Here is a 16478-nt window from a genome sequence, read left to right as displayed (position 1 = left end):
GCCGGTCGGAGACCACTCGCACAAGAAGAGGAAGGAGGAGGCTCCGTGACCAGATTTCTCGCCCGGCGGGCCGCGATGGCGGTCCTGACACTGCTGGCGGTGATCGTCCTGACCTTCGCACTCGTTCACTCCATTCCCGGCAGCCCCGGCGCGGTGATGCTCGGCCCGGGAGCCTCCGCGCAAGAAATCCACGCCCAGAACGAACTGCTCGGCTGGAACCAGCCGCTGGCCGTCCAGTTCTGGGACTGGATCACCCACGCCGTCCGCGGCGACCTCGGCACCTCCCTCACCGGAGGCAACGAGGTCGGCCCGGACCTGGCGTCCCGGCTCCCGGTGACCGCGGCCATCGCACTCGGCGCCACCGCCCTGAGCGGTCTGCTCGGCATCGTCTCGGGAGTGGTGGCGGCGGTCCGCGGCGGTCTCGTCGACCGGTTCATCACCGCCTTCTCCGGGATCGTGGTGTCCCTGCCGACCTTCTGGCTGGGCATCCTGCTGGTCTACGTCGCCTCCATCCGGCTCGGCTGGCTCCCGGCGACCGGCTACACCCCCTTCGCGGACTCACCCGTCGACTGGGCGAAGAGCCTGGTCCTTCCGGTGCTCAGCCTGGCGATCGGCGGGGCTGCCCTCGTGGCGCGGCAGGCGCGCGCCTCCATGGTCGAGGCCCTGGGGCACGAACACATCAGGACCCTGCGCGCGACCGGGATTCCGTCCTGGCGGCTGCTGTACGTGCACGCGTTGCGCAACGCGAGCGTGCCCGTGGTGGCGGGGCTCGGCATGCAGTTCGTCGGGCTGTTCGGCAGCACCGTGATCGTCGAGCAGATCTTCGCCCTGCCGGGTCTGGGACAGGTCGCCCAGGCCGCGGTCACCTCCCACGACTTCCCGTCCGTGCAGGGAGTCGTGATCATCGCGACGCTCGTCGTCGTGGTCACCAACGTCGCGCTCGATGTGCTGATCAGCGCGCTGAACCCGAAGTTGCGTGCGGCATGAGCGAATACCTTCAGGCGAAGCCGGCCCAACAACTGCTCGAACAACCCGAGCACACCGCCACCGAGGCGTCGCGGCCCGCCCGGCACCGGCTGCCCCGGCTGCTGCGCAGGCCGGGCGGCATCTTCGGACTCGGCTGGCTGGCCCTGCTGGTGGTGCTCTCGCTCACGGCGTCCTGGTGGATTCCGTACGGGACCAACGACCAGCAGCTGTCGGCCGCGTTGCAGGGTCCCAGTGCCCAACACTGGCTCGGTACCGATGAGTTGGGGCGCGATCTGCTCAGCCGGATCTTCGCGGCCGGGGCGAGCACGTTGGGGGCCTCCCTGCTGACCGTGGCGGTGGCCTACGCCATCGCCGTCCCCCTGGCACTCGTCGCCGCCGAGCGCGGCGGGCACACGGAGACGGTCATCAGCCGCACCACCGAGATCATGATGGCCCTGCCGGGCACGGTGATCATCCTCGCGTTCATCGGGGTGTTCGGCGTGGACACCGTGCTCATCATGACCGTGCTGGGCGTGTTGATCTCCTCCGGGATGTACCGGGTGCTGCTGGGTGTGGCGCGCTCCCTGCGGGAGCAGTTGTACGTGGACGCGGCCCGGGTCAACGGCCTCGGCTCCTGGCGGGTCAACCTCCGCCACGTGCTGCCGGGCATGCGGACGGTCCTGGCCGTGCAGGCGGCCCTGCTGTTCGGGATCGGCCTGTTGATCCAGTCCGGCCTCGCCTTCATGGGCTTCGGCCCGAAGCCGCCCGCGCCCAGCTGGGGCGCCATGATCGGCACGGCCTCACAGCACATATACGACGCGCCCTGGCTGATGGTGCCCTCCGGACTGGTGCTGTCCCTGACCGTGATCGCCGCCAACCTGGTGGCCGACGCCCTGACCGACCCGGAGGAAGCGCCCCGGGCCGCCCAGCGGGCCGGGAAGCGGGCCGGCGGGGCCGCCGCGGGGCCGGCCGAGTCCGACGGATCGGGAGTACTGGACGTACGCGACCTGACCGTGGCCGTCGACGACGGACCGGTGCTGGTCAGCGGTGTCTCCTTCCGGGTCGAGCCCGGCCGGGTGCTCGGCCTGGTCGGCGAGTCCGGTTGCGGCAAGACCATGACCGCGCTGGCCGCACTCGGACTGCTGCCCGCCGGAGTCGCGATCACCGGCGGCGCCCTGCACTGGCAGGGCCGCGACCTGGCATGCCTCGACGAGCGACACCTACGCCCGGTCCGCGGACGCGAGATCGCCTACGTCTCACAGGAGCCGATGGTCGCCCTCGACCCCATGTTCTCCGTCGCCTACCAGCTCACCGGACCGCTGCGGCGACTGCGCGGACTGTCCCGCGCGGAGGCGAGGGACGGCGCCGTGAGCCTGCTGAAACGGGTGGGAATCGTCGCCCCCCAGGCCGTCATGCGCAGTTACCCCCACCAGTTGTCCGGCGGCATGGCCCAGCGGGTGGCGATCGCCCTGGCCCTGACCGGCGGCCCGAAACTGCTGGTGGCCGACGAGCCGACTACGGCCCTCGACGTGACCGTGCAGGCGGAGATCCTCAGCCTGCTGCGCTCACTCGTCACCCAGTCGGGCACCTCGGTCGTGATCGTCACCCACGACCTCGGTGTCGTCGCCGACCTCTGCGACGACGTCGCGGTGATGTACGCCGGCGAGATCGTCGAGTCCGGAACCGTGACCGAGGTGCTGGACGCCCCCCGCCATCCGTACACCAAGGCGCTCCTCGGGGCGAACCCGCACGCGGGCGAGACCGCGACGCCCTCGCACCGGCTGACGGCCATCCCCGGCCAGGTGCCGACGCCCGGCAGCTGGCCGCAGGGATGCCGCTTCCAGGACCGCTGCCTCTACGCGACAGACGCCTGCGGGCAGCCCGTGGCACTGGAAGCGGCCGACCGGGGCGGCACCGTTCGCTGCGTCCGAGCCACCGAACTCGCGGTGGCCGCCGCCCACCCGGACGAGAGGACCCCGGCATGAGCACCACCACGGCCCCGGCCGACACCGCGCAGACCCTCGCCCTGGACGTGCGGGACCTGACCGTCCACTACGGTCGCCGCTCCCGGCGCAAGCCTGTGCCTCCGGCCGTCGACGGCGTGTCGTTCTCCATCGCCCCCGGCGAGACCATCGGCCTGGTCGGCGAGTCGGGCTCGGGCAAGTCGACCATCGGCAAGGCGGTCCTGGGCCTCCAGTCCGCGACCGGTGGATCGATCTCCTTCTTCGGAGACGACATCACCCATGCCGCCCCGGCCCGGCGGCGGGCCCTCGCGGCCCAGCTGCGGGTGGTGTTCCAGGACCCGTACTCTTCCCTCAACCCCGCCATGACCATCGGCGACACCCTCGCCGAGCCGCTGCGCCTGATGGGCGTCGGCAAGGCGGAGGCGGCTCGGCGGGCACGCACCGCCCTGGAGCGGGTGGGGCTGCCCGCTTCCGCCGCCGACCGCCGGCCCCGCCAGTTCTCCGGTGGCCAACGGCAGCGCGTCGCGGTGGCCCGTGCCCTGGTGTGCGACCCGAAGGTCGTGGTGTGCGACGAGCCGGTGAGCGCACTGGACCTGTCCACCCAGGCGCAGGTGCTCAACCTGCTCGCCGACCTGCGTGACGAGCGGGGTCTGTCGTACCTGTTCGTCGCCCACGACCTCGCGGTGGTCCGCTTCCTCGCCCAGCGGGTGGTCGTCCTCTACCGCGGCCAGGTGATGGAGACCGGTGCCGCGGCGGCCGTGGTCGAACACCCCCGCCACCCCTACACCCGGGCCCTGACCGCCGCCGCGCCGGTGCCCCGCCCCGCCGAACAGGCGGCCCGGCGCGCCGCGCGTGAGGCGATGGGCATCGGAGCGGCCGGACTCGGAACTCCTTCCGCGGCCGGCTGCCCGTTCGCGTCGCGTTGTCCCCTCGCCACCGACGTGTGCCGCGCCGAGCGGCCCGCGCTGCGCAGGGTCGGTGACAGCGATGTCGCCTGCCATCACGCCACCGACTGACCTCCCCCCTCGACTGCCCCACGCTCACGACCCCAGGAGCTGTTCCCATGGACCCCACACTCGACGATCTCGTATGCAAGCTTGACCTGGAGACCAAGCTCCGGCTGATCTCCGGCGCGGGCGCCTGGGCCACGCAGGCCTGCGAGGAGATCGGTCTGCGGCCGATCAGCGTCTCCGACGGGCCGGTCGGCGTCCGCGGCCCGGTCGAGGACGAGCGGGACTGGTCGGCCAACCTGCCCTCCTCCAGTGCTCTGGCCGCCACCTGGGACGAGGAACTGCTCCACCGGGTGGGGGGCTTGCTCGCCGCGGAAGCGGTACGCAAGGACGTCGACGTGGCGCTCGGCCCCACGGTCAACCTGCACCGTTCCCCGCTGGGCGGCCGGCACTTCGAGTGCTTCTCGGAGGACCCGCTCCTGACCGGCCGGATGGCGGCCGCCTACGTCCGCGGCCTCCAGGACAACGGGGTCGGCGCCTGCCCGAAGCACTTTGTCGCCAACGACTCCGAGACCGACCGCACCTCGGTCGACATCCGGGTGGACGAACGCACCCTGCGCGAGCTCTACCTCGCCCCCTTCGAGCATCTCGTCGCCGAGGCGGACCCCTGGACCGTGATGGCCGCCTACAACGGCGTCGACGGCGCGCCCATGACGGAGAGCCCGCTGCTGCGCGACGTCCTGAAGGACGAGTGGGGCTGGGACGGTCTGGTCGTCTCCGACTGGGGCGCCGTCTACGGCACCGAGCAGTCCGCCTCCGCCGCGCTCGACCTGGCCATGCCGGGACCGTCGGAGCACTGGGGCGAGCCGCTGCTCGCCGCGGTGCGCGAGGGCCGCGTGCCAGAAGCGGCCATCGACGACAAGGTGCGCAGGCTGCTGCGGCTGGCGGCCCGCGTCGGCGCTCTCGACGGACACCCGGCCGCCGCCGGACGCCCCGGCCCCGGCACGGTCGCGCAGGGCGGGGCACTGGCCCGTGAGGCCGCGACCGCCGCCATGGTGCTCGTCCGCAACCACGGGGACCTGCTGCCTCTCGCGACCGACAGGCTGTCCCGCGTCGCCCTGCTGGGCCCCGGAGCGCTGGACGCCCGGCCACTCGGTGGCGGCAGCGCGACCGTCTTCCCGCCGTATGTCGTCAGCCCGCTGGAAGGACTGCGCTCGGCACTTGGCGACCGCGTCGAACTGGTCACCGCGCCGGGGGCCTCGCTCAGTGACGACCTGCGCACCCCCCGCGCCGGCGAACTCTCCCAGCCCGGCACCCTCCGGTGGCTCGACGCGACCGGAGCGTGCCTCAAAGAGGAGCCGACGGCGGGCACGTGCTTCGTGCGCGACCTGAAATCTGTCGAGGAGGGCAGCGTCTCGTTCGAACTGCGCACCGTCTTCACCGCCGACACCACCGGCGACTGGCAGCTCGGCATCAGGGGCGTCGGCGCGTTCGTCCTCGACCTCGACGGTGAGACGGTCATCGACACGCACATCGTCCGCGACCCGCTCGACATCGGCTCGGTGGTCGGCGCCGCGCCGCAGGAGTACATCACCCGGCGGCTGGCGGAAGGCCAGAAGGTCGACGTGCGGCTGCGGTTCACCTGGGGGCAGGACATCATGCTGTTCTGGGTCGGCCTGGTGGTCGGCGAACCCAGGTTGCCCGCCGACCAGCAGCTCGCCCGCGCCGTCGAACTCGCCGCCGCCTCCGAGGTCGCCGTCGTCGTCGTGGGCACCACCGAGGCCGTCGAGAGCGAGGGCTTCGACCGTACGACCCTGCGGCTGCCCGGCGACCAGGACGCCCTGGTACACGCCGTGGCCGCCGCCAACCCGCGCACCGTCGTCGTGGTCAACTCCGGTGCTCCCGTGGAGATGCCCTGGCGGGACGAGGTCTCCGCCGTGCTGCTGGCCTGGTTCCCCGGTATGGAACTGGGCAACGCGCTGGCGGACGTCCTGCTCGGCCTCGCGGAGCCCGGCGGCCGGCTGCCCACCACCTGGCCGGCCCGCGACGAGGACGTCCCGGTGTGGAACACCACCCCCGGGGACGGAGTGCTGGAGTACACCGAGGGCCTGCACATCGGCCACCGCGCCTACCTGCGCGCGGGCACCGAACCCGCGTACTGGTTCGGCCACGGCCTGGGCTACACCACCTGGGAGTACGAGGCCTTCGACGTACCCGCCCATGTGCGCCCCGGCGAGGACCTGACCGTCACCGTGCGGGTGCGCAACAGCGGGAAGCGGCGCGGCAAGGAGGTCGTGCAGGTCTACGCCGCCCGGCTCGACTCGGACATCGAGCGCCCCGAACTGTGGCTGGCCGGCTTCGCCGTCGCCGAGGCCGGCCCGGGCGAGGCCATCGACGTCTCCGTACGCATCGCCGCGCGAGCCTTCCAGCACTGGTCGGTGACCGGTCGTCAGTGGCGGACCGAGAGCGGTGCCTTCCTTCTCTCCGCCGGTCGATCAGCCGGCCGGCCGATCCTCACAGACGAAACGGTGGTCTCAGGATGAACTCGCCCACCTGTCTGCGTGCCGAACAGTTGGAACACGCCCTGGGCATCGGCACGCGTCGGCCCAGGCTCTCCTGGTGGCTTCCGGCCGACTCCGGCGTGCAGCTGGCCCATCGGATCAGAACCGGCGAGGGCTGGGACTCCGGCCGTGTCGAGGGGGCCGACAGCGTCCATGTGCCGTACGGCGGTCCTCCGCCGGGCTCCGGTGAACGGATCACCTGGCAGGTCAAGGTCTGGACCGACGCCGGCGAGAGCGACTGGTCCGAGTGGGCCTGGTTCGAGACCGGGCTGCTGGACCCCTCCGACTGGCAGGCCCTGTGGATCGAGCCCGTCGAGACCGAGGTGCCGCCCGCCGGACACCGCCCGGCCCATGTGTTGCGTACCCCTTTTTCGACGACGTCCCCGGTCCGCCGGGCCCGCCTCTACGCCACCGCGCAGGGGCTGTACGAGGCGTTCCTCAACGGTGAGAGGATCGGGGACGCCGAACTGACGCCGGGCTTCACGCAGTACGACGTACGGCTTCAGGTCCAGACGTACGACGTCACCGCACTGGCGCGGGAGGGCGACAACGTCCTTGGGGCACTCCTGTCCGATGGCTGGTTCCGCGGCCAGATCGGCATCACCCGCGCCCACGACCAGTGGGGGAAGCGGGTGTCATTCCTGGCGCAGCTGCATCTGGAGCATGAAGACGGCACCACGACCGTCGTGTGCACCGGGAAGCACTGGCGCTCGGCCACCGCGCACATCGTCGAAACCGACCTCATCACCGGCCAGTTCAGCGACCTGCGCCGGACACGCACGGGATGGGACGTACCCGGGTACGACGGCCAAGAGTGGGGACCGGTCGACGTCGCCGACCACGGCTACGCCGGACTGGTCACCTCACCGGCCCCGCCCGTGCGACGCGTCGAGGAACTCGCCCCCGTCTCGGTGACCCGGCCGCGTCCCGACCGGCAGGTCTTCGATCTCGGCCAGAACATCAACGGCTGGGTAAGGCTGCGCGACCTCGGCCCCAAAGACACCCGCCTCACCCTCACGCACGGCGAATCACTCGACCACGACGGTGACGTGACGACGGACCACCTCCGCGTCGACCTGTCCTTCCTGCCCGAGCCCCTCCCGGCCGGCCAGGTCGACCACGTCGTCTCGGCGGGCCGCCCGGGCGAGACTTTCGAGCCCCGGCACACCACACACGGCTTCCGCTATGTCCGCATCGAAGGCCACCCCGGCGAGCTGACCACTGACGACCTGCGGGGCGTAGTGGTCCACACCGACCTGCGGCGCACCGGCTGGTTCGACTGCGGAGACGAGCGGATCAACCGGCTGCACGAAGCCGCCGTGTGGAGCATGCGCGGCAACGTCTGCGACATCCCCACGGACTGCCCCACCCGCGAACGCGCCGGCTGGACCGGGGACTGGCAGGTGTTCGCCCCCACCGCAGCCTTCCTCTACGACGTCGCCGGATTCTCGGCCAAGTGGCTGCGCGACGTCGCAGCCGACCAGTGGCCGGACGGCACGGTCTCCAACATCTCGCCCGCCTGCCGCACCGAAGGCCCGAACGGCCCCGTGGCCCACCTCAACGGCTCGGCCGGCTGGGGCGACGCCGCGATCATCGTGCCCTGGCAGATGTACCGCGCCTACGGAGACCGGGCCGTGCTGGAGGAGCTGTGGCCGACCATGACCGCATGGCTCGGGCGGACCGAACGCGTGGCACGCGAAGCACGCCACCCGGACCGGGTCCTGCGCTCCGCCGAACCCGCCCCGCACGAGCGGTATCTGTGGGACACCGGGTTCCACTGGGGCGAATGGCTCGTGCCCGGCGAGCACATCGGCGATGACCTGCCCCAGTACGCGCAGCGCGACAAGGCCGACATCGCCACCGCGTACTACGCCCACTCCACCCGGCTGGCAGCGCGCATCGCCCGGGTGATCGGCCGAGACGAAGAGGCGGCGGCCTACGAAGAGCTGAGCGAGCGGATACGCGAGGCCTGGCGAACCGAGTTCATCACGCCCGACGGCTCACTGCGCCCGGACACCCAGGCCAACCACGTGCGCGCCCTCGCCTTCGACCTGGTGCCGAAAGAACTGCGAGCCCGGACCGCGGAGCGGCTCGCCGAGCTCGTACGGGACGCCGGCACGCATCTGGGCACCGGCTTCCTCGCGACCCCGGACCTGCTCCCTGTGCTTGCCGACACCGGGCACCTCGACGTGGCGTACGAGCTGCTGCTCCAGGACAGCGCACCGTCCTGGCTGCACATGATCGACCGAGGCGCGACCACGATCTGGGAGAGCTGGGAGGGTGTGGCCGACGACGGCACACCACGCGACTCCCTCAACCACTACTCCAAGGGCGCTGTCGTCTCCTTCCTGCATCGCTACACCGCCGGAATCGAGCCGGACGCGGACTTCCCGGGCTATCAGCGATTCACCGTGGCACCGCGCCCGGGCGGCGGCCTTGCTTGGGCACGAGCTGAACACCACTGCCCGTACGGACAGATTGAATCCGCCTGGGAAGTCGACGGCGACCGTTTCCGGCTCGACGTCACCGTGCCACCGGGCACCACCGCCGAGGTCGTCCTGCCTGACGGCACGCGGCGCACCGCCATTCCGGGCACGCATACCTACCATTGTGCTGCGCCCGCCGCCCTGACGACGACGGGAGCCTCCCGATGAACCACAGCACCGAGCGGGAACGAACCGATTCCGAGCCTCCTGAGTGGACTCCACCCGGCTTCCTGCCACCTGTCGGCCCCACTGTGCGTGCGGACGGCTCGCTGCACTATTCCGGGATCAGCTATGCCCTCCCGCCCGGCTTCCGCCCCCTCCAGTTGGACCTGTGGGTACCGGCGGGAGGGGACAGGCATCCGGTGGTGGTGTGGATCCACGGCGGAGCGTGGCAGTTCGGTGATCGCCGCTATCTGCCACCGACCCTTGAGACCGACGCCGTCTACGACGCGCTGCTGAAGGCCGGGATCGCGGTCGCCTCGATCGACTACCGCCTCGCGGGCGAGGCCGTCTTCCCTGCGCAACTGCAGGATGCCAAGTCCGCCGTCCGCTACTTGCGCCGGCACGCCGCTCAACTCGGTCTGGACGTCGAACGGTTCGGTGTGTGGGGCGAATCGGCCGGTGGACACCTCGCGGCACTTCTCGCCCTCACCGCGGGTCGCACCGCGCAGGAGGGAGCCCCTGTCGTCGCCGAGCCTCTCGACTCGGTGCGGGCCGTCGTGGACTGGTACGGAGTCAGCGACCTGGCCACCATGCCCAAGCTGGAGGTCCCCCCGGACCTGCCGCCGGGTACAGCCGATCCGATCGAGCAACTGCTGGGCGGCACCACCCCGGAGCGGGCCAGATCAGCGAGCCCCATCACCCACGTGAGCGCCGACGCACCGCCCTTCCTGCTCATCCACGGCACCGACGACGTTCCCGTACCACTGGAACAAAGCAGCCTTCTGCACGCGGCACTGCTCGCGGCGGGGGCGCAATCCGAACTGGTGACGGTCGAGGGCGCCGGTCACATCTTCGTCGGCGCAACCGACATCCCCGCTCTGATCGCCCGCTCGGTCGCCTTCCTGACCAAGCACCTGCAGGTGTGACCGCGATGACAGAACAGCACCAGGACCAGCCACAGGCGTGGACCCCACCTCGCTTCCTGCCTCCGGCCGAACCCCTCCGCCGCGCGGACGGCTCGCGGCACTATCCGGGGATCAGTTACGCCACCCTGCCCGGCTACCGCCCCCTCAAGCTCGACCTGTGGGTGCCCGAGGGCGAGGGACCTCACCCGGTTGTCGTCTTCGTCCACGGTGGTGCCTGGGCATTCGGCGACCGCGGCGACCTGCTGCCTGCACAGGACACCTCCGCCGTGATCGACCTGCTGCTGGCAGCCGATTTGGCTGTCGCGTCCATCGACTACCGGCTCTCGCGCGAGGCGACCTTCCCCGCGCAGCTCTACGACACCAAGTCCGCAGTGCGCTACCTGCGCCGCCACGCGGATCAACTCGGCCTGGACAGCAGCCGGACAGCCGTGTGGGGAGAGTCGGCCGGCGCGCACCTCGCCGCGCTTCTCGCCCTCACCGCAGACCGTGTGGAACTGGCGGGCAACATCGGTGTCACCGGGCCCGACAGCACGGTCGTGGCTGCCGTCGGCTGGTACGGCATCTACGATCTCGCCGCCCTGCCCACGTTTGTGCTCCCCCCGGACATCACTCTGCCCGCGGACATGGCACAGGACTTGATCGAGCAACTGCTCGGCGGAGTCGCCAATCCGGAACTGGCCATGTCGGCGAGCCCTGTCACCTATGTCACCGCCGCCGCGCCGCCCTTCCTGCTGATCCACGGCACAGCCGACAGGCTGGTGCCGTTCGAGCAGAGTCTTCTCCTGGAAAAGTCCCTGCTGGCCCACAGTGCCGAAGTCCAGTTGGTACCCGTCGACGACGCCGACCATGGACTGTTCGGGGCACCGGAACTCGCCACGCTGCTCCAGCAGACCGTCGCCTTCCTCAGCACGCACCTACGGGAGGAAAACCGATGACGACCACTTCCCCCGACCGGCAGCTCGACGAGCTGCTGGGCCAGGTACTCGGATCCCTCCAGGGCGAGGACCCACGGCTGCGCGAGCTGGCCGGTGGCCTGGTCACTCACCTGCACGCCTTCGTACGGGAAGCCCGGCCCACCGAAGTCGAGTGGCAGCGGGCCATGGACTTCCTGGTCCGCACCGGAGCCGCCTGCACCGACCGCCGCAACGAGTTCATCCTGCTCTCCGACATGCTGGGCCTCACCTCCGCGGTGGACGAGGTCAACCATGCCGGGCCGCCCACCATGACACCCAGCTCCGTCGAGGGACCCTTCCATTCACCCGCACCGCCACGCCCCATGGGCGCCTGGATCGCGGAGGGTCCCGAGCGGGAACGCGGCGAGGCAGCAGTCGTGCACGGCAGGGTCACCGACTGCGACGGAGTGCCCCTCGCCGGCGCTGTGCTGGACATCTGGCAGGCCAACGACACGGGCCTGTACGACAGCCAGGACGACGAGCAACCCGACGGCAATCTGCGGGCCCTGCTCACCACCGGCCCTGACGGCAACTACTGGTTCCGTACGGTCAGACCCAGCAGCTACCCGGTGCCGACCGACGGCCCGGCCGGCGAGCTGCTGCGTGCCCTCGGCCGGCACCCGATGCGCCCCGCCCACGTCCATCTCAGGGTCGAGGCGCCCGGCCACCGGCCGCTCACCACCCACGTCTTCGTCGACGCGGACCCCTATCTCAGCTCCGACGCGGCCTTCGCCGTCAAGGAAGCCCTCGTCGTGCCCTTCGTACCATGCACCGACCCGGAGACGGCCGACCGGTTCGGCATGGGCGACCAAGGTGCGTTCCTGCAGGCCCGGTTCGATATCCGGCTCGCGGCGGAAGGACCCGTCCAGTGAAGCTCATCGGACTGCGTCCGCCGTCGGCACGGCGCGGCAGACAGCAGGTCATGGTCGGTGTCGTCGTGGACGACCGGGTGTCTCCCCTCGTGGACGCCGTCGACTTCTACGAGGACCTGCCGCGATGGCTGGAGCGGGCGCGCAAGGTCCGTCGTGGCTCGGTCCGGCTCGCCGACGTGATGCCGGAGCCGCCGGTACCACCGTCGGCACGGGTCCTGTGCATCGGGCTCAACTACCGTGCGCACGCTGCCGAGGGCGCGTTCCAGGTGCCCGAGCATCCGACTGTCTTCGGACGCTGGACGGCCTCGCTCTCGGTGAGCGGACGTCCGGTGCCGGTACCCGCCAACGAACCGGGGCTGGACTGGGAGGGCGAAGTCGCGGCCGTCGTCGGCGCCCGGCTCAGCGATGCGGACGAGAGCGAAGCGGAGGCAGGAGTGCTGGGGTACGCCGCCTTCAACGACCTCACCGCCCGTACGGCGCAGAAGCTCACCGCCCAGTGGACTCTCGGCAAGAACGCCGACCTCAGCGGCCCGCTCGGCCCCATCGTCACGATCGACGAGACGGGCAGTCTCACCGACGGTCTGCGTCTGGTCACCCGGGTCAACGGCGAGGTCATGCAGGACGGGAACACCCGCGACATGATCTTCGCCGTGCCGGAGCTGCTTTCCCGGATCAGCCGCACCATGACACTCCATCCCGGCGACATCATCGCCACGGGCACACCGGAAGGAGTCGGCTACGTCCGCAGGCCGCCGCGTCTCCTGACCCCTGGTGACGTCGTCGAGGTCGAGATCGACCGGCTCGGCCTGCTGCGAACCCCGGTCACCGACGCCTCGGCGAGGTCCAGCGCGTGACGGACACGAGAACACAGGTGCTAATAGTGGGTGGCGGGCCGGCCGGACTCGCGGCCGCCATCGAACTCGGCCGGCGCGGGGTGCGCACCTGCCTGGTGGAACCGCGCCTCACCGTCGACGACGGAAGACCCCGTGCCAAGACGACCAGCATCCGGACCATGGAGCATCTGCGCCGGTGGGGCCTGGCCGACCGGCTACGTGCCGCAGCGCCGATGCCCGTCGCATGGTCCCAGGACGTCATCTTCTGCACATCCTTGCTCGGCACCGAACTCACCCGCTTCCGCAACGCCTTCGGGCTCCATGAGGGCCGTAGCGAACACTGGGCGGAGGCCGGTCAGCAGGTGCCCCAGCCGATCGTCGAGCGAGTGTTGCGCAAGGCGGTCTCCGAACTTGCCGCGGTGGACGTGCTCATCGGTCACACCGTCACCTCCTTCGATCATGACGGGGCCGGGGTGCGCGCCACCGTTTCCTCGGGTGACGGATCGTCCAGCGTCGTCGAAGCCGACTACCTGCTGGGGTGCGACGGCGCGGGCGGGATCAGCCGTGCGGCGATCGGCGCCACGTACACCGGGGCGTCCGGTGAACGCCCGAACCTCAACATCGTCTTCCGCGCACCCGGACTGGCACGGCGGATCACTCTGGATCCAGCCGTGCAGTACTGGATCGTCAGCCCCGGGGCCTCCGGGCTGATGGGCCGGCTCGATCTGGAGGACCAATGGTGGGCGATCGTCCAACACGCCGACACACGGGCGTCCGGACCTGCCCCCGAGGCGCTGGTGCGTTCACTCATCGGAGGCCCCGCTGACGATCTGGATGTACAGGTCGTCGCCACTGACCGCTGGGTCGCCCGGATGATGCTCGTCGACCGTTACCAGTCCGGGCGGGTCTTCCTAGTCGGCGACGCGGCCCATCTCAACCCGCCATGGGGCGGTCACGGCTACAACACCTGCGTGGGCGACGCGGTGAACATCGCCTGGAAACTCGCCGCCGTCATCCATGGCTGGGGCGGCCTGGGGCTCCTGCAGAGTTACGAACCCGAGCGTCGGCCGGTCGCCGCGCAGACCATCGCCGACAGCGCGGCCCAGGAGCGGCTGCTCGCCCCGTCCTTCACAGACGCCGACGACGCCCAGCTGGCCACCGCACTTCAGGCCAAGCGCAGTGAATTCCACAGCGAAGGCCTTGTACTCGGTTACCACTACGCCGATTCCCCCGTCATCGTCGACGACGGCTCACCGACACCGGCCCACCAGCTCACCACGTACCACCCCTCAGCACGCCCCGGCACCCGCCTTCCCCACACCTGGCTCCCCGACGGACGCTCCCTCTACGACCTGCTCGGAGAGGGCTTCACCCTGCTGCGCCTGTCCGAGACCACCGATCCTGCTCCGCTGCAACAGGCGGCCCGTACCCGGGGGGTACCGCTCACCACCGTCGACCTCTCGGCACTCGAGCTGGCCGACCGGTACGGCGCACCACTGCTCCTGATCCGGCCCGACCAGCACATCGCCTGGCGCGGCGCTACTGCGGCGCACGCCGGACGACTGATCGACACCGCACGTGGAGCACTTGTCGACGTCCTGACAGAGTGAAAGTTCTTCAGCCGCCAGCCGGCGAATGATGCCGCAGGCCAAGCTGAGGCTGGCGTCGCAGCCGACCTCGGGAGAAGGCTCCCAGCTGGCCTTCCGCAGGGCGCAGTCCGCAATGGGGCACGATGTCGAAGCACCGGCTGCCCGACTACCGCGCTGCGAACACGACCGTCGCGTCGAAGACCGGCGTGACCCGGCAGAGGTTACGGATGACCGACGTGCCCAAGCCCAAGTCGGTGATGGGAAGGCGGCGGCCGTCATCGCCGGGTCTCCGCAGCGGGAGAGTCCCGTGCCTGTGTCGGTCAGGAGCAAGTACCGACAGCAGGATTGGAGCGCCTGGAGCGATGACCGCGCGCGACCTCCTCACGAGCAAGCAAGAGGGCACGCTCGTACGAGTGCAAGACCTCGGGCGGCCAGGCGTCACCGCTGTAGGCGTCGATGTGGGCTGCGTCGGCTGGTCCGCCGTTCCTGGCTGCGCCTCTGCCCGCGCGTGGTCGGTCCAGGAGCGTGCATGGCGGCCGGAAGCCATGGGTGATTTCCCGAACAACACCAAGGAGAAGCAATGGTCGGTTCCCATGTGCACCTCGCACAGCGTCCAGTCATTCCCGGCTTTCACCCCGACCCGAGCGTCTGCCGAGTCGGCGACATCTACTACCTCGCAACGTCGTCGTTCGAGTACGCTCCCGGCGTCCCGATCTTCACCTCAACCGATTTGCGGTCGTGGACCCAGGCGGGGAACGTGCTGAGCCGGCCCGCGCAGCTGGCGGTGTCCGGAGCCGAGGCATCGCGTGGCATCTTCGCCCCCACGCTGCGGCACCACGACGGCCGGTTCTGGATGATCACCACAAACCTCTCTGACGGTGACGGTCACCTTCTGGTCACCGCCGACGATGCGGCAGGCTCCTGGAGCGATCCCGTACGCGTCACTGGTGCTCCGGGCATCGACCCGGACCTTGCGTGGGACGACGACGGCACCTGCTACCTGACCTGGTCCCAGTACGGACGTATCACGCAGGCTGTGCTTGACCCGGAGACAGGGAAACTGCTCACCGAGCCGCGCGCACTGTGGCAGGGCACCGGCGGCCAGTTCCCCGAGGGACCGCACCTGTACCGCGTCGGCGAGCACTGGTACCTGCTGATCGCGGAGGGAGGCACCGGACAGGGACACGCGGTCACCATCGCTCGCGGCCCCGGCCCCTGGGGGCCGTTCGAGCCCTGCCCGCACAACCCGGTGCTCACCGCCCGGGGCACCTCGGCCGCCGTGCAGAACACCGGCCACGCCGACCTCGTGCAGCGCCCCGACGGATCCTGGGCGATGGTGCATCTCGGAGTGCGCGCGCGGGGCGCCTTTCCCAGCTGGCACGTCGTGGGCCGGGAGACCTTCGCCGTCGAGATCGACTGGGACGCCGGGTGGCCGTATGTCACAGGCCCCATCGAACCGGCAGAGTCGCCTTCGGCTGTGGTCGTTGAGAACATCTCCGCCGGCGACACTGCGGCGCTGCCGCCGACTTGGGTGCGGCCAGGCGGCTTTCCCGGGGAAGTTCTGAGCAGCGGTCAGGGGTGGCTACTGCGAGCGCCGGCGGACGGTTTGAAGTCGCGTCAGGACGATGTCGCCTTCATCGGCCGTCGACAGCAGCACATGCTAAGCAGGTTTCGCGCCGTCGTGTCCGCTCCGCAGAGCACCATCGGCGGCATCAGCATCCGCATCGACGCGCGGCACCACTTCGATCTGGAGGTCGAGGGTGACGAGGTGCGGGCCGTGGCCCGGATAGGTCCGGCCCGTTCGGTTCTCGGCCGGTGCCCCGTCGACCCAGGTCAGGACGTGACACTCGAGCTGCGAACTGAGCCTGCCCGAGGTGAGATTCTGAGCTCCGAGCGCGGTCCGGACCGCGTCGTGGCGGCGCTGGTGCAGGGCGCCGAGGTCCTGAATCTGGGGGACATCGACGGCCGCTACTTGTCCACAGAGCTTACCGGGGGCTTCACGGGGCGCCTCTACGGGATCTGGTGCGCGCGCGGCGAACTCGTCATGTCTAGCACCCGCTACGAGGGTACGGACGAGACGGAGGCGTGACACCAGCCGGCGGTGCCCACGGTTAGTCAGCCGGTCACGCGGATGTGTTCCGGTCCTGCAGCGGATATCGACGAGGACAATCATGGTCGGTGCTGGATGCCGTCGCGGTACACGGTTCAGGGGGCTG

11 protein-coding genes are annotated in these 16478 nt (G+C 70.5%); all 11 read left to right on the top strand.

The window, feature by feature from the left end:
* Positions 1-45 precede the first annotated feature (45 nt).
* The 11 genes from OHN19_RS04730 (at position 46) to OHN19_RS04680 (ending at position 16351) form a co-directional block, all read left to right on the top strand.
* Complete coding sequence (locus OHN19_RS04730; RefSeq protein ID WP_330262905.1) at positions 46-987, top strand: ABC transporter permease; 942 nt, start codon at positions 46-48, stop codon at positions 985-987.
* The gene (locus OHN19_RS04725) at positions 984-2951 is read left to right on the top strand and encodes a dipeptide/oligopeptide/nickel ABC transporter permease/ATP-binding protein (protein ID WP_330262904.1); all 1968 of its coding nucleotides are present in this window, start codon (positions 984-986) and stop codon (positions 2949-2951) included. Before OHN19_RS04730 ends, OHN19_RS04725 begins: the two co-directional genes overlap by 4 nt.
* Complete coding sequence (locus tag OHN19_RS04720) at positions 2948-3946, top strand: ABC transporter ATP-binding protein (RefSeq protein ID WP_330262903.1); 999 nt, start codon at positions 2948-2950, stop codon at positions 3944-3946. Before OHN19_RS04725 ends, OHN19_RS04720 begins: the two co-directional genes overlap by 4 nt.
* A gap of 47 nt (positions 3947-3993) precedes the next feature.
* Positions 3994-6423, top strand: coding sequence for a beta-glucosidase (locus OHN19_RS04715; protein WP_330262902.1), 2430 nt, complete (start codon positions 3994-3996; stop codon positions 6421-6423).
* Positions 6420-9095 carry a family 78 glycoside hydrolase catalytic domain gene (locus OHN19_RS04710; protein WP_330262901.1) on the top strand — a complete coding sequence of 892 codons (2676 nt, stop codon included), beginning with the start codon at positions 6420-6422 and terminating at the stop codon, positions 9093-9095. Before OHN19_RS04715 ends, OHN19_RS04710 begins: the two co-directional genes overlap by 4 nt.
* Positions 9092-10015 carry an alpha/beta hydrolase gene (locus OHN19_RS04705; protein ID WP_330262900.1) on the top strand — a complete coding sequence of 308 codons (924 nt, stop codon included), beginning with the start codon at positions 9092-9094 and terminating at the stop codon, positions 10013-10015. The genes OHN19_RS04710 and OHN19_RS04705 overlap by 4 nt, the downstream gene beginning before the upstream one ends.
* A 5-nt stretch (positions 10016-10020) precedes the next feature.
* Positions 10021-10950: an alpha/beta hydrolase gene (locus OHN19_RS04700; RefSeq protein WP_330262899.1), complete on the top strand. Its 930-nt coding sequence runs from the start codon at positions 10021-10023 to the stop codon at positions 10948-10950.
* Positions 10947-11840 carry a dioxygenase gene (locus OHN19_RS04695; RefSeq protein WP_330262898.1) on the top strand — a complete coding sequence of 298 codons (894 nt, stop codon included), beginning with the start codon at positions 10947-10949 and terminating at the stop codon, positions 11838-11840. Before OHN19_RS04700 ends, OHN19_RS04695 begins: the two co-directional genes overlap by 4 nt.
* On the top strand, positions 11837-12694 hold the full coding sequence (locus OHN19_RS04690; protein WP_330262897.1) for a fumarylacetoacetate hydrolase family protein: 858 nt from the start codon (positions 11837-11839) through the stop codon (positions 12692-12694). The genes OHN19_RS04695 and OHN19_RS04690 overlap by 4 nt, the downstream gene beginning before the upstream one ends.
* Positions 12691-14283, top strand: coding sequence for an FAD-dependent monooxygenase (locus OHN19_RS04685; RefSeq protein ID WP_330262896.1), 1593 nt, complete (start codon positions 12691-12693; stop codon positions 14281-14283). Before OHN19_RS04690 ends, OHN19_RS04685 begins: the two co-directional genes overlap by 4 nt.
* 559 nt (positions 14284-14842) lie before the next feature.
* Entirely contained in the window at positions 14843-16351 is a 1509-nt protein-coding gene (locus OHN19_RS04680; RefSeq protein ID WP_330262895.1) for a glycoside hydrolase family 43 protein, read from the top strand.
* Positions 16352-16478 lie beyond the last annotated feature (127 nt).

The sequence above is a fragment of the Streptomyces griseorubiginosus genome (genome assembly GCF_036345115.1).
Classification (GTDB): Bacteria; Actinomycetota; Actinomycetes; order Streptomycetales; family Streptomycetaceae; genus Streptomyces; species Streptomyces griseorubiginosus_C.
Note: the sequence above shows the minus strand (reverse complement) of the source record. Positions and strands in the feature narration are given on the sequence as shown.